The sequence below is a fragment of the Brucella pseudogrignonensis genome, assembly GCF_002252525.1.
In the GTDB taxonomy this organism is placed as follows: domain Bacteria; phylum Pseudomonadota; class Alphaproteobacteria; order Rhizobiales; family Rhizobiaceae; genus Brucella; species Brucella pseudogrignonensis.
Genome location: NZ_NNRM01000018.1, coordinates 33,929 through 49,808 on the forward strand (window position 1 = coordinate 33,929; position 15,880 = coordinate 49,808).

Sequence of the window (15,880 nt, forward strand, 5' to 3'; positions counted from 1 at the left end):
TAAACCCCGCATTATCGCGTCAGGTAACGCTATTGTGTGCCGCTTTCAGCAGGAAGCGCCAGATTCATCACAAGCGCGTAATGGCGCGGATTAAAGCTCAGATAGAGCGGACAGATGCTTGCAACCAGAACCAGATGCATGATCCAGCCCGACGCAAAGGTGCCGGTTAAATTGTGTAGCAATGCCGTTGCCACCGGGCCCAGAGCTGCGATCAGAAAGCCGCCGCCTTGCATCATCGCGGCCAGAGCGCCTGATTCTTGAGGTTTGGGCAGATGATCAAGCGAGGTAATCATGGCGAGCGCAAAGCTGCCACCAAGACCTGCGCCGCAGATCGCGGACCAGAAATAAGGCGAGAGCTGCGGTGCAAAAGCCAGACCAGCAAAGCCTGTCGCTTGCATCGCCAGTGTTAAGAAAAGCCAAGGGCGACGATCAACACTATGTCTGGCAAGCAAGGGCAGGCCAAAGGCCGACAAAGCCTGCGCTATTGCCATGACGGCAACCAGATTGCCGGTTTCTGCCGCTTCCATGCCCAATGATTGGTAGTAAGGCGCAAGCCAGGCCACCATGGATGAATAGCCTGCATTGACGAGGCCGAAAGCCGCCATCAGCATCCATGTTCGTGGGCGACGGAGCAGCTTTCCGGTGATGCCGGATTTTGAACCAGAAGACGCCGTTTCTTTAAGAATTGGAATAGCAGTAAGCAACGCAAGCACGGCAGGAATTGCAAGAACAGATAGCGCGAAACGCCAGTTGTGTTCAGTGCCCGCAAGCCACGGTGTCAGGCGCGCACCAAGCGCACCGCCTCCCATAATCATTGCGGAATAAAGGCCGGTAACAGCTGCAATACTTGCTGGGAAATTTGCTTTGATCAGGCCGGGCATCAGCGCCTGTATCATCGCAACGCCTGCGCCGCACAGAACAGCGGTCAGCACGAGAGAAAAACCATCTGGCACGAAGCCCCGCAAAACAGAACCCAATGCAAGAATGATGAGTGCTGCGAACATGCTGCGGCGCGTGCCAATTATCGACTGAATGTGTGGTGCAATGAATGCGCCAAGGCCCATCAGCATCATGGGAAGGAATGTTAGCAGAGACAACATGCCAAAGCCCATTCCGGTATCTGTGACAATATCGGAAAGCACTGGTCCCGGTGCGGTCAGGAATGGTCTTAGATTAAGGCCAATCAGAACAACGAGGGCGATAAGGGCTACGGGTGCGGCTTGCGTGCTGCCATTGGTTTGCTGGGTCTGCATGATGAATTCAGTCTTTTATTTCTTCTTTTCCTGCCAGCGCCGATAAAGTGCTGCATCATCGTCTGGCGAACAATGTTCAAAGTGAACGCCAGTTTGTTCTGTCACAGGCTTGGCGAGTTCCGTGGCAATTTTTGCTGTCGAAAGGCCGAACGGTTCTGCCTGCTCGTTGGAATAGGCAAATATGATTTTATTGACGCCTGACATCCGCATTGCAGCGAAACACATAGGGCAGGGTTGGCCGCTCGCGTAGACGGCGCAATCATCTAGCCGAGGCGACTGCAAAACCTTGCCTGCCGCGCGCAATGCGAGAAGTTCCGCATGGGCAGTCGGATCGCAATCGGCCTGCATACGATTGACGCCGATGGAGATAATCTTGTCATTCTTTACGACAACGGCTCCAAAGGGACGACCACCGAGATCGACATTGTCGAATGCAAGTGCGATTGCCTTTTGCAAAAACTCCTTGTCGTTGCTCATTTGCCGCCTGCTTTCTCAAGCATCGCAACCATGGGCGCAAAGCCGCGCTGGCGCGCATGCTGCAATGGCGTAACGCCATCATTGTCCGCGAGGTTCACATCAGCACCGGCATCAATCAGCAGTTTTACGATGTCGACGTGGCGCTGACCGCCATCGCCCAGGATCACAGCCTCAAGCAAAGCCGTCCATCCGAGATTATTGACGTGATTAACCTTTACGCCGGCTTCAATCAGCGTGCGGACGGTTTCAACATGCCCACGTTCCGAAGCCGGAATGAGTGCTGTGCCGCCATAGCGATTGGTGCTTTTAAGATCGGCGCCATGCGTAAGCGTGAGTTTCAGTATTTCCAGATGTCCGCTTGCGCCTGCATAAAGATAGGGACTGTCCTTAATCGCATCCTTAGCATTCACATTGGCGCCAGCTTCGATCAATGCGCGGGCAACATCGACATGATTGGCGTGTGTGGCCGCAAGAAGCGCTGTTTCACCAGCCTTGCCTTTGGTTTCAAGATCGACGCCTGCCTTGATCGCTTCTTTAACCGCAGCAAGATTTCCCGCTGAAGCGGATTGAATGAGCGGTGTTTCAGCGCGTGCGACGGCATGGCTGCCCGGTAAAACTGGTTCGGTCATGACTATTGTCCCTGCAATCAATGCCAAGGCACTCAAGCTGAATATTGTTTGACGCATCGGCGGTGCTCCTTATTCGTTGCTAAAATAGTTGCAATAAGACATATTTAGAAATTAAATGTTCAACTGGCATTCATTTGAATTATGAATACAATATTCAACCTCGAACTATTGCGTGCATTTGTGGCTGTCGTCGACAGCCGCAGCTTCACGGCTGCAGCGCTGCAGCTGCATTCGACGCAATCCACGGTCAGCCAGAAAATTTTGCGCCTTGAAGAAGCTGCCGGACAATCGCTTCTGGAGCGGGCAAGGCATGATGTTCGGCCAACTGATGCGGGTGAAAAGCTGCTCGGCTATGCACGGCGGATGCTTCACCTCCATGATGAGGCTGCTGCTGCCATGACTGGCAGTGCGCTCACGGCAGTCTTTCGCCTTGGTCTGGCAGAGGATTTTGCAGCAAGATTGGTGACGCCGACGCTTGCCGCATTTTTGCGCGCACATCCCAAGATGAAACTTGAAGTGACGAGCGGGTTAAGCCGCGAATTGCAGAAAGGTTTTGAAACGGGCGAGTTTGATCTGGTGATGATTAAACAGAAGCGCGGTGAAACGCTTGGCACCATGCATTGGCCTGAACCATTATCCTGGTTGGAAAGTGCTGATTATCCAGTTTCAGACGTCGATCCACTGCCTCTCGTCGCATTCCCGCCAAACGGGCTTTATCGGGGCGACATGATGGAGGCGCTCGACCATATTGGCAGGCCGTGGCATGTCGTTTTTACGAGTTCCAGCCTCGCGAGTGTTCAAAGTGCAATTGCTGAAGGACTGGGTGTCAGCTTGTTGCCTGCGCGTGTCGCACTGCCGTCGCACCGCATTGTTTCAAAAGAAGCCGGATTACCATTTGTAGAGCCGATGGAAATCGTCATCCAGCACATGGAGAATGGCCCGGATCAAATGCGGCAACTTGTGCAGATGCTAGCCGATATTGTGGGTGAATGATCGATTATTGCTTTAATAGTCAGTTTTGATGTGACTCATTGCGTCAGAAGCACTGAATCTGTTTGACTCTACCGCAAACGCGGTGTTTTTGCCTGTTGATAGCGCTACAGAAATGCCGACAGGATAGCTCCACCACCTTCATCTCAAAGTTCCCTTCGTTTGCTGCAATCACCAGGCGGCACGGTTTTTGCTTGTTGCAGACGGGAGGCACTTTACGGGAATACGACAATGTCCAACACCACGATCACGCATAACGACGGAAATACGCTGTTTCCGATCGTTCTTTCCATCGTTGCAGCTGCTGCAACCGGCGTTCTCTGGGCCTATGCCAATCCGATCCAGCTCGTTCCGGGCGTGATCCAGTGGCGAATTTTTGCATTTCTGCCACCGCTGGTCGGCATCCTTCTGGGCCGCAAAAGCGGATTTATCTGCGGTTATCTCGGCACCGTGATCTGGTCGCTTCTGGCAGGCACGTTCATTCCTGCGCATTCGCTGATCATTGACGGCTTCATGGTCGGTCTTACAGGCTTGATTCCGGGCATGTTGTTTGATCCTAAGACGACAACGTTTAATCGCACAATGCTGATTAAAATTGCAGCAACCTGCCTTGTTGTTGGTCTTTTGATGGTTGCCGCCGTTTCGGCCAGCTTGGCTTATCTCGGCATTTTCCCATACTGGTGGGCGGTAATGTATCTCGGCCTTTCGGACATCGTTCCAATGCTGATTGGTACGCCGTTGCTGGTTGTTCCAGCCCTCAAGATTCTCAAGGGCGCTCACCCGTCCGGTTTCACACGTTTCTGATAGAGAGCAGTAAAAGTGCTCAAACTACAGAATGTAAAAGTAGGCTTTGGCGATTCCGTTCTGGCAATCGCCGAAGCCAACCTCGAAATTCGCGACGGCGAACGGCTTCTGGTGTGTGGCGCGGGCGGCAGTGGCAAGACCACGCTGCTCAACGCTGCATCGGGCATCGTTCCACGCCTCATTACCCCACAAGTCTTCGATGGCGAAGTCTCGCTCAATGGCAAGCTCATGTCTTCCATGCCAAAGGATGAGCTGTTCAGCACAGTCGGCGTCGTTTCGCAGAATGTTGAAGATCAGCTCTGGGATCTGAGCGTTGAAGATCTGGTTGCCTTTCCACTCGAAAATCGTGGACTTGCCAAGGATGCTGTTCGTGCTCGTATCGACGAGCTGCTCAACGAGCTTGAGCTGAACGCATTGCGAGGGCGGCGCGTCCTGACGCTTTCGGGCGGCGAACGGCGCATGGTGGCGATGGCTGCGGCACTTGCGGCCGAGCCGAAACTGCTTGTGCTTGATGAGCCGACAACCGGACTTGATCCTGCAGCGCGTCAGCGTCTTGTGCGGGTTCTGAAAAAGCTTGGTGCAGAAATTCCAGCCTTGCTGATTGCCGAACAGGACCCTGCATCGCTGCAGGCCGTCGTCACCGATATCGGTCTGGTTAAAGACGGTAAGTTAGCACCTGTCGTGCCGCTTGCGTCGATCATCAACGATGCTGCTGCGTGGGAAGATGCGGGGGTTCTGCCGCCAATTGCTGCACGCAAACGTCTGGCAGATGTGAAGAGCGGCGGTGAAGTTCTTGTTTCCGTTTCAGGAATTAAGACGCAGCTTCAGCGCCGGGACGGCCAGCCGGTTCTTGAAAACGTGAATTTCCAGATCCGCGCCGGCGAAGTCGTCGCTCTGATCGGCAAAAACGGTGCGGGCAAAACCACGCTGTTTCAATCGATCCTCGGGCTTCAGAAAATTGCAGCAGGCTCAATCATCATTGGCGGCGAGAATGCCGACAAGTGGACGGCTGCAAAGCGTGCCCGCTCGGTGGCTTACCTGCCGCAGAACATGCGCCGCATTCTGTTCAACATGACCGTGCTGGAAGAAGTGGTCTTTGCGATCACCGCCGCGACCCGTGCAGCAAAGGACGATGCAGTGACTGCGCGTGCAACGGCCTGCCTGCAAAAATATGGACTTGGTGGCCATGAGGAAACCAACCCATTTGCGCTTTCGTCTCGTCAGCAGGCTCTGCTGGGCCTTGCCTGTGCGGAAGCAGCAGGCGCTTCGGTTGCCATTCTAGATGAGCCGCTTCTGGCACGCGATCTCAATGGTCGTCGAATGCTGGAACTGTTCCTCGAAACGGCGCTTTCCGAAAACCGTGCTGTCATGTTGATCTCTCACGATCTGGAACTCGTGGATGACGTTTCGTCCCGCGTCATGATCCTGGATCGCGGTCATGTCACCTTTGATGGCGATGTGGATGCATCCTGGGATTCCGATGCCTATCGTGCGCTGGGCTGGCCCAAGCCGCGTATTGTCGAGACAGGAGAAGCAGCATGAAAATCTTTTATGATCTGAACTTCTTCGTAAAGCTCGCGGCGGCATTTCTGGTCATGCTTGCGGCCTGGCTCGTGCCGGGTTGGAAATACGGTGTGCCACTGGCGCTGGTCACGGTCGCCTTTCTGGTGCTGGTTAAGGTGCCGGGCTTGCGTGGCTATCTCAAAGGTGCCGTGCTTCTGACACTGCTTGTCATGGCAAGCTGGATTCTCAATCTCGTCCTGCAAGGCGTTGCTTTCGTTGATACTTTACCAATTGCAGCCGGTATGGCTGCGCGTCTGGTGACAACGACTGCAGCTTTCTATTTCGTTATGGAAACCAGCACGCCCGGCTCCATTCTGGCTGCTGCGAGTGCTGCGCGCCTACCGCCGATGGTGACACTCGTCTTGTCGCTCACATTCGGCATTATTCCGATGCTGCGTGAGGATTTCGAGCGTATTGCGGATGCTCAGCGCGCACGCGGAATGGAAATTGACGACGTTTCCTTCCCAATGCGTCTGCGCTTTGCGCTGGCGCGCGGAGTGCCATTGCTGGTTCAGGCTATCCGCATGGCCCACGCGATTTCGCTGTCCCTTGCCATTTATGGCTTTGACACCAAGCGGAAGCGCACAACATGGCGTAATGTCGGCCTGCTGGTCGAATCGAGACTTGCAGCGGTTCCAGTTAAAAATGAACCGACGAAACCGCTGTAACTGTTTGTTCTTTCGCATTATCCGACGCAAAACCGCTTCGCACTTTTGCTGGAAATGCTATAATCCCAAGGATGCAAAACGATGACTGAAGACAGCGCGAAACTCTCTGGAAACGGTCAGGTCTGGACCGTTGATGTGGCGGGCCGCAAGGTTGATCTGCCGATTGTGCCGATCAATCCGAATTTCGCTATTTCATTGATGATGGTCATCGATCTTGGCGTTCGTTTTGGCGAACATACAGGCAAGGCACTGGCGGAAAAGCTTGCGCCGTTGAAGCCGGATGTGATTGTTGGCGCTGCGACACTTGGCATTCCTGTTGCGATTGAAGTCTCGCGGGCTCTTGGCCTCGATGACTACGTTATCTTGCAGAAATCGCCTAAGATCCATCTTGGCGATGCACTCGTGCAGACGATTTCATCCATCACCTCTAAAGGCGAGCAGCGCCTGCTTCTTGATCGTCAGGCAATCCCGCTTCTTAAAGGAAAGCGCGTTGTCGTGGTGGATGATGTCGTTGCTTCCGGATCAAGCATCAAGGGCTCGGCAGAGCTGGTGCGCAAGGCTGGTGGCGAAGTCGTTGGAATTGGTGTCATCCTCACCGAAGCCAAGGATTGGCAGGAAGTGCTTGGCGATGATGTGAAATTGCTTCACAGCCTCGCACACATTCCGCAGTTCGATAATCAGGATGGCGAGTGGAAGCCGATACCGGAAAGCTTCCTCTAGAGACAGCCAGCATTTGGGCTCTCGCCGCCTGTAAATGGCGTTCGGGACTGTGTTTCCGGTGCTCACGTACATAAGCACGCTGCGCGCCGGTTCTCGAACCCCACCATTTTCGGCTCGATGTGTCTCCAAATCTTGCAGCCTCTATCTCTTTGCTAACGTGATCTAAGCCTCTCTATTTGAATCATAATCTTATCGGTCCTCGTTTCACGCCGAGAGGACTTATGCCCTAAAAAACGCCGCGCTCGTCGCGGCGTTTTTGTGTTTTGCGCCTTGTTTCGCGCGACGGTTGTTATCCGAAATTATCCTTCGCCAGCACGCATAAATCTTTTCAGAAAGCGCGTCGAATTTCGGATTGACTGATTTTGTATCCAGGATATTGTACTCAGAAAAGTTGGGAGGCTTTTCTTTTGGCGGCTTTTGAATGGCGCAGTCAGACCCGTTTGCTGGACGAAGTAGCAGAAGCGCTTCGTGAGAGAATTTATGCGGGCGTTTATGCGCCGGGTGCGATTCTCCGACAAGAACATATCGCTGCCGAATTTGGCATTAGCCGCACGCCACTGCGCGAAGCCTTGCGTGTTCTGGAGCGTGACGGTCTGGTTATCCACTTGCCGGGCAGGGGCGTTCGTGTGGCCTCCGCTGATCTTACACGCCTGATTGATGCTTATGCTGTTCGAGAAGTTCTCGATGGCGTTGCTGCACGTTTTGCAGCTGAACGCGCAACAGATGAGGACATTGCAAAGCTGCGCGCCCATGTTGCCGGGCAGGCAACGGTCGTCGATCCATGGGACCCGAAAGCTTATACGCAGACGAATGTCGATTTTCACATGGCGGTGATGAACACGGCGGGCAACGCCTCGCTGATCGCATTCGTTCCGTTGTTGCGCATGACATCGCAGGTTTTCGCGCCATCCTTTTCTCTGTCGGTAGACCGCGCACGCGATGCAATTCGCGAACATGGAGCAATTGTTGAAGCCATCGCTTCGCGTGATGGGGAAGAGGCCGAGCGGCTGGCGCGGGCACATATCCGCGCAACCACGGCAAGACTGGAGGCGGAAATGCCTCTGCGGGAGAATGAAAATGAAGCATGAAAACAAGTCGGGTGGCTCAGGCCTTCTTCGTTATGGCAATTTCATTGGCGGTCAATGGCAGGACGCTTTGGGTGGCGAGCACATTACGCTTCGCAATCCTTCCGATGGTAGCGATCTGGCTCTCATCGCGCGCGGCACGAAAGCCGACGTCGATCTGGCTGTGGCTGCAGCCCGTGCCGCACTTTCCGGTGAATGGGGCAAGTTGACCGCGACCGAGCGCGGTCGTGTCTTGCACCGCATTTCAGAAGAAGTGTTAAAAAACATCGACTTGTTGACTGATCTTGAATCAAAGGATGTAGGCAAGCCTGTAACTCAGGCGCGCGCCGATGTTGTGGCGCTGGCGCGGTATCTTGAATTCTATGGTGCATCCGCCGACAAGGTTCATGGCGACACGCTGCCTTATCAGAACGGTTTCACCGTTCTGTCGATCTATGAGCCGCATGGCGTCACGGGCCATATCATTCCGTGGAACTATCCAATGCAGATTTTGGGCCGCAGCCTCGGCGCAGCACTGGCGATGGGCAATGCTGCTGTGGTCAAGCCTGCGGAAGAAGCCTGCCTGACCATTCTGGAATTCGCAAAGATTGCTGAGAAAGCCGGTCTGCCGAAAGGCGCACTCAATGTCGTAACCGGACTTGGTGCAGAAGCAGGTGCAGCGCTTTCAGAGCACCCGGACGTGAACCACATTTCATTCACCGGATCGGTGCGTACAGGCGAAGCAGTGCAGGCGGCAGCCGCAAAAAACACTGTTCCGGTAACGCTGGAGCTTGGTGGCAAGTCTCCGCAGATCGTTTTCGCGGATGCTGATCTCGACCGTGCCATTCCGTTCCTCGTCAATGCAGGCATTCAGAATGCCGGCCAAACCTGCTCGGCATCCTCGCGCATTCTGGTCGAACGCAGCGTTTATGAAGATGTCGTGGCTCGCATGAGCGAACGCTATCGCGCGTTGAAGGTTGGCCCGGCAGGCGATGATCTTTCTGTCGGTCCCGTTGTATCGCAGCGCCAGAAGGCGATTGTTGACGGCTATCTTGATCTTGCAAAGGAAAGTGGTCTGGCGATTGCGGCGCAAGGTGTGTTGGTGGACGATGCGCCGGAAGGTGGTGCTTATGTACTGCCAACACTGATCCGTGATGTGCCTGCCGACCATCGTCTGGCGCAGGAGGAAATTTTCGGTCCTGTTCAGGTCATTCTACCTTTCGATACCGAAGAAGAAGCCATTTCGATTGCCAATGGGACTTCATATGGCCTCGTCTGCGGGATCTGGACCAATGATGGCGGACGCCAATTCCGTTTGGCCCGCGCTATCCATTCCGGTCAGGTATTCATCAATAATTACGGCGCTGGCGGCGGTATCGAATTGCCATTCGGCGGCGTGAAAAAATCCGGACATGGCCGTGAAAAGGGTTTTGAGGCGCTCTACGGATTTGCCTCGCTGAAGACGATTTCCGTGTATCACGGCTGAAATAGCATTTTCAGGGAAAGTGGGAACCGGTTTCCCGTCCGAAAATGTGCTGAAGTTAGAATTTGGGAGAATTGCAGTGTCGCTTGAAGGTAAGGTCGCGCTCATCACTGGAGCTGGTTCGGGATTTGGTGAGGGCATGGCAAAGCGCTTTGTCAGAGACGGCGCCAAGGTCGTCATCGTTGACCGCGACAAGGCAGGTGCCGAGCGCGTCGCAGGCGAAATTGGAGATGCAGCACTGGCGATCGCTGCCGATATTTCCAAGGAAGCAGATGTTGATGCAGCAGTAGAAGCCGCCCTGTCGAAGTTCGGTAAAGTCGATATTCTCATCAACAATGCTGGCATCGGCCATAAGCCGCAAAATGCTGAGCTGGTTGAGCCGGAAGAGTTTGATCGCATTCTTGGCGTCAATGTGCGTGGCGTTTATCTGATGACGCGCAAACTCATCCCACATTTTAAGAGCAATGGTGCCAAGGGAGAGGAATGCGTCATTCTCAATGTCGCTTCGACTGGCGCAGGTCGTCCGCGCCCGAATCTCGCTTGGTACAATGCGACCAAGGGCTGGGTGGTTTCTGTGACCAAGGCGCTCGCTATCGAGCTTGCGCCAGCGAAGATTCGTGTGGTTGCTTTGAACCCGGTTGCCGGTGAGACACCGCTTCTCACCACCTTCATGGGCGAGGATACCGAGGAAATCCGCAAGAAGTTCCGCGATTCCATTCCGATGGGCCGCCTGTTGAAACCTGATGATTTGGCTGAAGCTGCGGCTTTCCTTTGCTCGCCTCAAGCCTCTATGATCACCGGGGTTGCGCTCGACGTCGATGGCGGGCGTTCGATTTAAAAAATTGATAAGGGGAGCCAAAGAGAAACGATGAGTAAACTGCTGAAAGCCGGGCTTATTACAGCCACGATGCTTGCATCGATCAACGGTGCCTTCGCAAAGGATACGCTGGTGGTCGGCGAAGTGCTGGAACCGCCGGGCCTTGATCCGACGGCAAATGCTGCTGCCGGTATCCGGCAGGTTACTTACGCCAATCTCTATGAAGGCCTGGTTCGTATCGTCGAAGACGGCACAGTAAAGCCACAGCTGGCCGAAAGCTGGACAGTTTCTGACGATAAGAAGACTTACACCTTCAAACTGCGTCAGGGCGTGAAGTTCCACGATGGGACGCCATTCGATTGTACGGTTGTAAAGTTCTCCTATGAGCGTGCGGTGGCTCCAGATTCCACCAATGCGCAAAAGGGTCTTTTTGAACCAATCGCCAGCACCGAGTGTCCTGATCCAGCGACTGCAGTTGTAACGCTGAAGCGGCCAACCTCGAACTTCCTGTTCAATATGGGGTGGGGCGACGCGGTTATGATCGCTCCGAATTCGGCAGCCGATAACAAGACCAAGCCTGTCGGAACGGGTCCGTTCAAGTTCAAGCGCTGGGTGCAGGGTGATCGTGTCGAGCTCGACCGTAACCCGGACTATTGGGGCGAGCCAGCAAAGCTTTCTGCGGTCACTTTCCGCTTTGTGAGCGATCCTTCTGCAGCAGCCGCTGCAATCCTTGCTGGCGACATTGATGTCTTCCCGATGTTCCAGGCGCCGGAATTGATCAGTCGCTTCAAGAGCGATGATAAGTTGCAGGTCGAAGTCGGTGATACTGCGGGCAAAGTTCTGCTTTCGCTTAACAATGCCAAGGCTCCATTCGACAATGTGAAGGTGCGTCAGGCACTGGCTCATGCCATCGATAGCAAGGCGCTGATCGAAGGTGTCTATTCCGGTTTTGGTACGCCAATCGGCTCGCATTATGCGCCGGTCGATCCGGGTTATGTCGATCTTTCGGAGACCTATCCGTATGATCCGGCAAAGGCGAAGCAGCTGCTGGAAGAGGCGGGTGTTCCGGCTGGCACGTCAATAACCATCACGCTTCCACCTCCGGCCTATGCGCGTCGCGGTGGTGAAATCATCGCGGCCATGCTGGCAGAAGTGGGCATTCAGGCCAATCTCGTTCCAATCGAGTTTGCACAATGGCTGGATCAGGTATTCAAGCGCTCGGATTTCGATGCCACGATCATTGCACATACCGAAGCGCGTGATCTCGATATCTATGCTCGCGACAAATACTACTTCAACTACAACAACCCGGAATATAAGGCGCTCTATAAAGCTTATGCCGAGGCAGGTAGCGACGAAGAACAGCTCGAACTGGTGAAGAAGCTTCAGGAAAAGCTTGCTGCAGACGAGCCGAATATCTTCCTCTATGCGCTGCCAAAAATCGGCGTTTGGAATAAGAACGTCAAAGGTCTGTGGAAGAACATGCCGATCCCGGCTGATGATCTGACACAGGCTTACTGGGCCGAATAAGAACATTTCCGCCCCGGCTTTTTTGGCGGGGCGGTTTTACGCGAATAGCCGTGCAGCGATAACAATCAAGGGGCTGCGGCACGGCAAGAAATGGAATGTGGAGTGAATGGCGTGAAGCGCTCATTCCTGCATTTTTATGACGCACAATCTTTTCCGAAAAGCCGGACAAGTTTTCGGGATTGTGCTTAGGAGGTCGCCTTGCTGGCTTATATTTCCGGGCGAATAGTTTCGCTCTTGCTTACGACGCTTGCGGCCTCCGTCATCGTCTTCCTGTTGATGCAGGTGCTGCCGGGCGACCCTGCCGCAGTTATCCTCGGCATCAACGCGCAACCTGAAACACTGGCAGCGCTTCACAAACAGCTCGGCCTCGATCAGCCGCTTTGGTGGCGGTATCTTTCGTGGATTGGTGGTTTTCTAAAGGGAGACTTCGGCACCAGTTACACCTATTCAGTGCCGATCAGTGAATTGCTCGGACCACGCATTATGGTCACGCTGCCGCTGGCGCTTTTGTCCATGGTTCTGTCGGTCGCGGTAGCTATTCCCGTGGGCGTTTATGCGGCCTCCAAACGCGGCAAAACCGGCGATGTGCTTTCGATGGGTGTGGCGCAGGTGGGTGTCGCTATCCCGAATTTCTGGCTCGGCCTGCTTTTGATCCTGCTGTTTGCTTTGCAGCTCGGTTGGTTTCCAGCTTCTGGCTTTGCTGGCTGGGAAGGTGGATTCTGGAACGGTATCCGCTCGCTGTTTCTGCCCGCGCTGGCTCTTGCCCTGCCGCTTGCCGCTATTCTTGCCCGCGTGACGCGTTCCGCCGTCATCGAAACGCTGGGTGAGGATTTCGTGCGGACCGCGCGCGCAAAAGGTCTTACCCGTAACGCGGCACTCTGGCGCCATGCGGTGCCAAATGCGCTAATCCCGGTTGTCACGATTATTGGCCTGCAATTCTCATTTCTGTTGGCTGGAACGATCATCATCGAAAATGTCTTCAATCTTCCCGGCCTTGGAAGGCTGGTGTTTCAGGCAATCGCCCAGCGCGATCTGATAACGGTGCAGTCGCTGGTGACGCTGCTTGCGGCTTCTGTGATTACGGTCAACTTCATTGTCGATCTTGTCTATGGCTTCATTGATCCGCGTCTTTCGACGGGAGGCAGCCGGTGAGTGAGGTTCAGACAATTGCAAAGCCAAGCCGTTTTCGGACGCTGTTTTTAAGCCGCAGCCTTGTGATCGGTTCGCTTGTTACCGCTATTCTGGTGGCTATGGCTCTCGTCTCCTATTTCTGGACGCCTTATTCACCCACCGCCATGAACTTCCGCGACAAGCTGCAGGAGCCGAGCTTCAGTCATCTGTTCGGAACGGATAATTTTGGTCGTGATGTGTTTTCCATGATTATGGTCGGTGCGCGCAATTCCATTGCCGTGTCGATTATTGCTGTGCTTGTTGGCGCGGGTATAGGCATCCCTCTCGGTGCCTTTGCTGCAGCGCGGGGTGGATTGGTCGATGGCTTTGTCATGCGTATGACCGATCTGGCCTTTGCATTTCCGGCGCTGCTGACCGCAGTCATTATCACCGCTATTTTTGGCCCCGGTGCGGTCAACGCCATGATTGCAATCGGTATTTTCAATATTCCCGTCTTTGCCCGTGTTACGCGTGGTGCATCGCTTGGGCTTTGGAAGCGCGAATATGTGCAGGCAGCGCGTTGCGCAGGGCGCGGCGATATCTCGATCACGCTGCTGCATGTTCTGCCCAACATCAATCATGTGCTGATCGTACAGGCGACGATCCAGTTCGCACTCGCCATCGTGGCGGAAGCAGGTCTCTCCTATGTGGGGCTTGGTACACAGCCGCCAATGCCGAGCTGGGGCAAGATGCTCAACGATGCACAGACCTTTATCTATGATGCACCATGGCTGGCGATCTTCCCTGGTCTTGCCATTACACTCGCAGTCCTTGGTCTCAACATGCTGGGTGACGGTCTGCGCGACATACTTGATCCGCGCGTAAGGAGGCAGAGATGATAAAAACTTTGCCAAAAACACCTCTTCTTGAAATGGGCAATATGTCTGTCGAGCTGCCATTTGGCACGCGCACTGCAGATATCGTGTCGGGCATTACATTAACCCTCAACCGTGGTGAACGCCTGGGTGTTGTGGGTGAATCTGGCAGTGGCAAGTCGATTACCGCGCTTGCTGCCATGGGCTTGCTGCCTGACCGGATGCGCGTGCGCGGAACCTTGCGTTTTGATGGGCAGGATCTGGCAAACAAGCCAGAAGCCGAACTCTGCAAAATGCGCGGTCGTCGCATGGCGATGATCTTTCAGGAGCCAATGACAGCGCTCAATCCGGTTAAAACCATTGGTGCGCAAATTGCCGAAGGCCGCCGTCTGCATCTTGGCGAAAGCCGCACTGATGCCGAACGCAAGGCGCGTGAGTTGCTGGATCGCGTGGGACTACCTGCACCACGCTTTAATCTCGATCTGTATCCGCACCAGCTTTCCGGAGGGCAACGCCAGCGCGTGATGATCGCCATGGCGATTGCCTGCGAGCCTGATCTGTTGATTGCTGATGAACCGACCACGGCGCTCGATGTCACTGTTCAGGCACAAATTCTTGATCTCATGGATGAGCTGATCGACGAAACAGGCACAGCGCTGATGCTCATTACCCATGATCTCGGCGTTGTGTCGGAAATGACCGACCGTATCGCAGTGATGTATGCCGGGCGGATTGTAGAAACGGGGCGAACCGAAGCCGTGTTCAATCGTATGGCGCATCCTTATGCGCGGGGGCTGTTTCAGGCTTCTCCACATGGGGCTAATCTGGTTCGCGATCATACGAAACCGCGTCAGCGCCTCGCTGCTATTCCCGGTGTTGTACCGGATCCGCTGGCCCGCCCGCCATATTGCAGCTTCGCTGATCGTTGCGCCTTCGTTGAAGGCGATTGTCGAAAGCTCATTCCGCCGCTCGATCTGATCGGTGAAAGCGAAGGCATTGCCCATCGCGCTGCCTGTCTACATCCACGCGATGGCGAGGTACTGGCATGAGCAAGATGATTTTGCAGGTTCGTGATGTCGTGCGTGAATATCAGCTCCCGCGCCCATCATTCCTTTCAAAGCCGGGATCATTGCGCGTTCTCCACGGTGTCAATGTCGAGATCGAAGCAGGGCAAAGCCTTGGCATCGTAGGCGAAAGCGGTTCGGGCAAATCAACACTTGCCCGTGCTGTGATGGGGCTGGAACGACCGCAATCTGGCCAAATCCTTATCAATGGTCAGGATATCTACGCGCTTGACCGTTCAGGCCTGCGTGAAGCGCGTAAAGGTTTTCAGGCGATCTTTCAGGACCCTTATGGTTCGCTCGATCCGCGCCACACGGTAAAGCGGATCATTTCGGAGCCGATTGTTTCACTGGAGCGGGGGACAAGCAGCAAGGAGCGGGATGAGCGCGTGGCAGAAGTGCTGGAAGCTGTCGGCCTCCCAAAAGCATCTGCCGAAAAATATCCGCATGAGTTTTCCGGAGGGCAACGCCAGCGTATCGCTATTGCTCGCGCCCTGATTACCAAACCGGCGCTCATCGTTGCTGACGAACCTGTTTCAGCTCTTGATGTCTCCATTCAGGCGCAGGTTCTCAATCTGATGATGGATCTGCAGGAAAAGTTCGGCCTTTCCTATCTTTTCATCAGTCACGATCTCGGTGTCGTGCGCGCAATTACCGATCGTGTAGCGGTGATTTATCACGGCAATATCGTCGAGCAGGGAGAGACCAACGCGGTCTTCGATAATCCGCAACATGAATATACGCGCGCATTGGTTGATGCTGTGCCGAAGCCATTTTCGGGACGGCGCAAACGTGCCCGCAAGCTCAATTCTACAATCAAACTACCAGAATGAAAT

General features: G+C 54.5%; 16 protein-coding genes. 13 read left to right on the plus strand and 3 right to left on the minus strand.

The window, feature by feature from the left end; all coding sequences use genetic code 11:
- Window positions 1-29 precede the first annotated feature (29 nt).
- From CEV34_RS10585 to CEV34_RS10595, 3 genes are read right to left on the minus strand one after another with little or no spacing between them, the layout of a single operon-like run.
- Window positions 30-1,253, minus strand: a complete 1,224-nt coding sequence (locus CEV34_RS10585) for a cyanate transporter (protein ID WP_007878935.1) — start codon at window positions 1,251-1,253, stop codon at window positions 30-32.
- A gap of 15 nt (window positions 1,254-1,268) precedes the next feature.
- Window positions 1,269-1,730: a nucleoside deaminase gene (locus CEV34_RS10590; RefSeq protein WP_007878939.1), complete on the minus strand. Its 462-nt coding sequence runs from the start codon at window positions 1,728-1,730 to the stop codon at window positions 1,269-1,271.
- Window positions 1,727-2,359: an ankyrin repeat domain-containing protein gene (locus CEV34_RS10595; RefSeq protein ID WP_007878941.1), complete on the minus strand. Its 633-nt coding sequence runs from the start codon at window positions 2,357-2,359 to the stop codon at window positions 1,727-1,729. Before CEV34_RS10595 ends, CEV34_RS10590 begins: the two co-directional genes overlap by 4 nt.
- 141 nt (window positions 2,360-2,500) lie before the next feature.
- On the opposite strand from CEV34_RS10595, the gene CEV34_RS10600 reads away from it, so the two are divergent.
- The 13 genes from CEV34_RS10600 to CEV34_RS10660 all read left to right on the plus strand — a co-directional run bounded on the left by CEV34_RS10600 (window position 2,501) and on the right by CEV34_RS10660 (window position 15,877).
- The gene (locus CEV34_RS10600; RefSeq protein ID WP_007878942.1) at window positions 2,501-3,352 is read left to right on the plus strand and encodes a LysR substrate-binding domain-containing protein; all 852 of its coding nucleotides are present in this window, start codon (window positions 2,501-2,503) and stop codon (window positions 3,350-3,352) included.
- A 228-nt stretch (window positions 3,353-3,580) separates the two neighbouring features.
- Window positions 3,581-4,153: an aminotriazole resistance protein gene (locus tag CEV34_RS10605; protein ID WP_094543611.1), complete on the plus strand. Its 573-nt coding sequence runs from the start codon at window positions 3,581-3,583 to the stop codon at window positions 4,151-4,153.
- Window positions 4,154-4,168: 15 nt separating this feature from the next.
- Window positions 4,169-5,695, plus strand: a complete 1,527-nt coding sequence (locus tag CEV34_RS10610) for an ABC transporter ATP-binding protein (protein WP_007878944.1) — start codon at window positions 4,169-4,171, stop codon at window positions 5,693-5,695.
- Complete coding sequence (locus CEV34_RS10615) at window positions 5,692-6,384, plus strand: energy-coupling factor transporter transmembrane component T family protein (RefSeq protein ID WP_007878945.1); 693 nt, start codon at window positions 5,692-5,694, stop codon at window positions 6,382-6,384. Before CEV34_RS10610 ends, CEV34_RS10615 begins: the two co-directional genes overlap by 4 nt.
- Window positions 6,385-6,465: 81 nt before the next feature.
- Window positions 6,466-7,104 carry a phosphoribosyltransferase family protein gene (locus CEV34_RS10620; protein ID WP_007878947.1) on the plus strand — a complete coding sequence of 213 codons (639 nt, stop codon included), beginning with the start codon at window positions 6,466-6,468 and terminating at the stop codon, window positions 7,102-7,104.
- 407 nt (window positions 7,105-7,511) lie between these two features.
- The gene (locus tag CEV34_RS10625) at window positions 7,512-8,192 is read left to right on the plus strand and encodes a GntR family transcriptional regulator (protein ID WP_007878950.1); all 681 of its coding nucleotides are present in this window, start codon (window positions 7,512-7,514) and stop codon (window positions 8,190-8,192) included.
- A complete protein-coding gene (locus tag CEV34_RS10630) occupies window positions 8,182-9,654 on the plus strand; it encodes an aldehyde dehydrogenase family protein (protein WP_007878952.1) in 1,473 nt (490 codons plus the stop codon). The genes CEV34_RS10625 and CEV34_RS10630 overlap by 11 nt, the downstream gene beginning before the upstream one ends.
- Before the next feature lie 76 nt (window positions 9,655-9,730).
- Window positions 9,731-10,489: a glucose 1-dehydrogenase gene (locus CEV34_RS10635; protein WP_007878955.1), complete on the plus strand. Its 759-nt coding sequence runs from the start codon at window positions 9,731-9,733 to the stop codon at window positions 10,487-10,489.
- Between the two features lie 30 nt (window positions 10,490-10,519).
- On the plus strand, window positions 10,520-11,998 hold the full coding sequence (locus CEV34_RS10640) for an ABC transporter substrate-binding protein (RefSeq protein ID WP_007878957.1): 1,479 nt from the start codon (window positions 10,520-10,522) through the stop codon (window positions 11,996-11,998).
- A gap of 198 nt (window positions 11,999-12,196) precedes the next feature.
- The gene (locus CEV34_RS10645; protein ID WP_007878959.1) at window positions 12,197-13,150 is read left to right on the plus strand and encodes an ABC transporter permease; all 954 of its coding nucleotides are present in this window, start codon (window positions 12,197-12,199) and stop codon (window positions 13,148-13,150) included.
- Window positions 13,147-14,007 carry an ABC transporter permease gene (locus tag CEV34_RS10650; RefSeq protein WP_007878961.1) on the plus strand — a complete coding sequence of 287 codons (861 nt, stop codon included), beginning with the start codon at window positions 13,147-13,149 and terminating at the stop codon, window positions 14,005-14,007. The genes CEV34_RS10645 and CEV34_RS10650 overlap by 4 nt, the downstream gene beginning before the upstream one ends.
- A complete protein-coding gene (locus CEV34_RS10655) occupies window positions 14,004-15,032 on the plus strand; it encodes an ABC transporter ATP-binding protein (protein WP_007878962.1) in 1,029 nt (342 codons plus the stop codon). Before CEV34_RS10650 ends, CEV34_RS10655 begins: the two co-directional genes overlap by 4 nt.
- Window positions 15,029-15,877: an ATP-binding cassette domain-containing protein gene (locus CEV34_RS10660; protein ID WP_007878963.1), complete on the plus strand. Its 849-nt coding sequence runs from the start codon at window positions 15,029-15,031 to the stop codon at window positions 15,875-15,877. The genes CEV34_RS10655 and CEV34_RS10660 overlap by 4 nt, the downstream gene beginning before the upstream one ends.
- The last annotated feature ends 3 nt before the right edge of the window (window positions 15,878-15,880 follow it).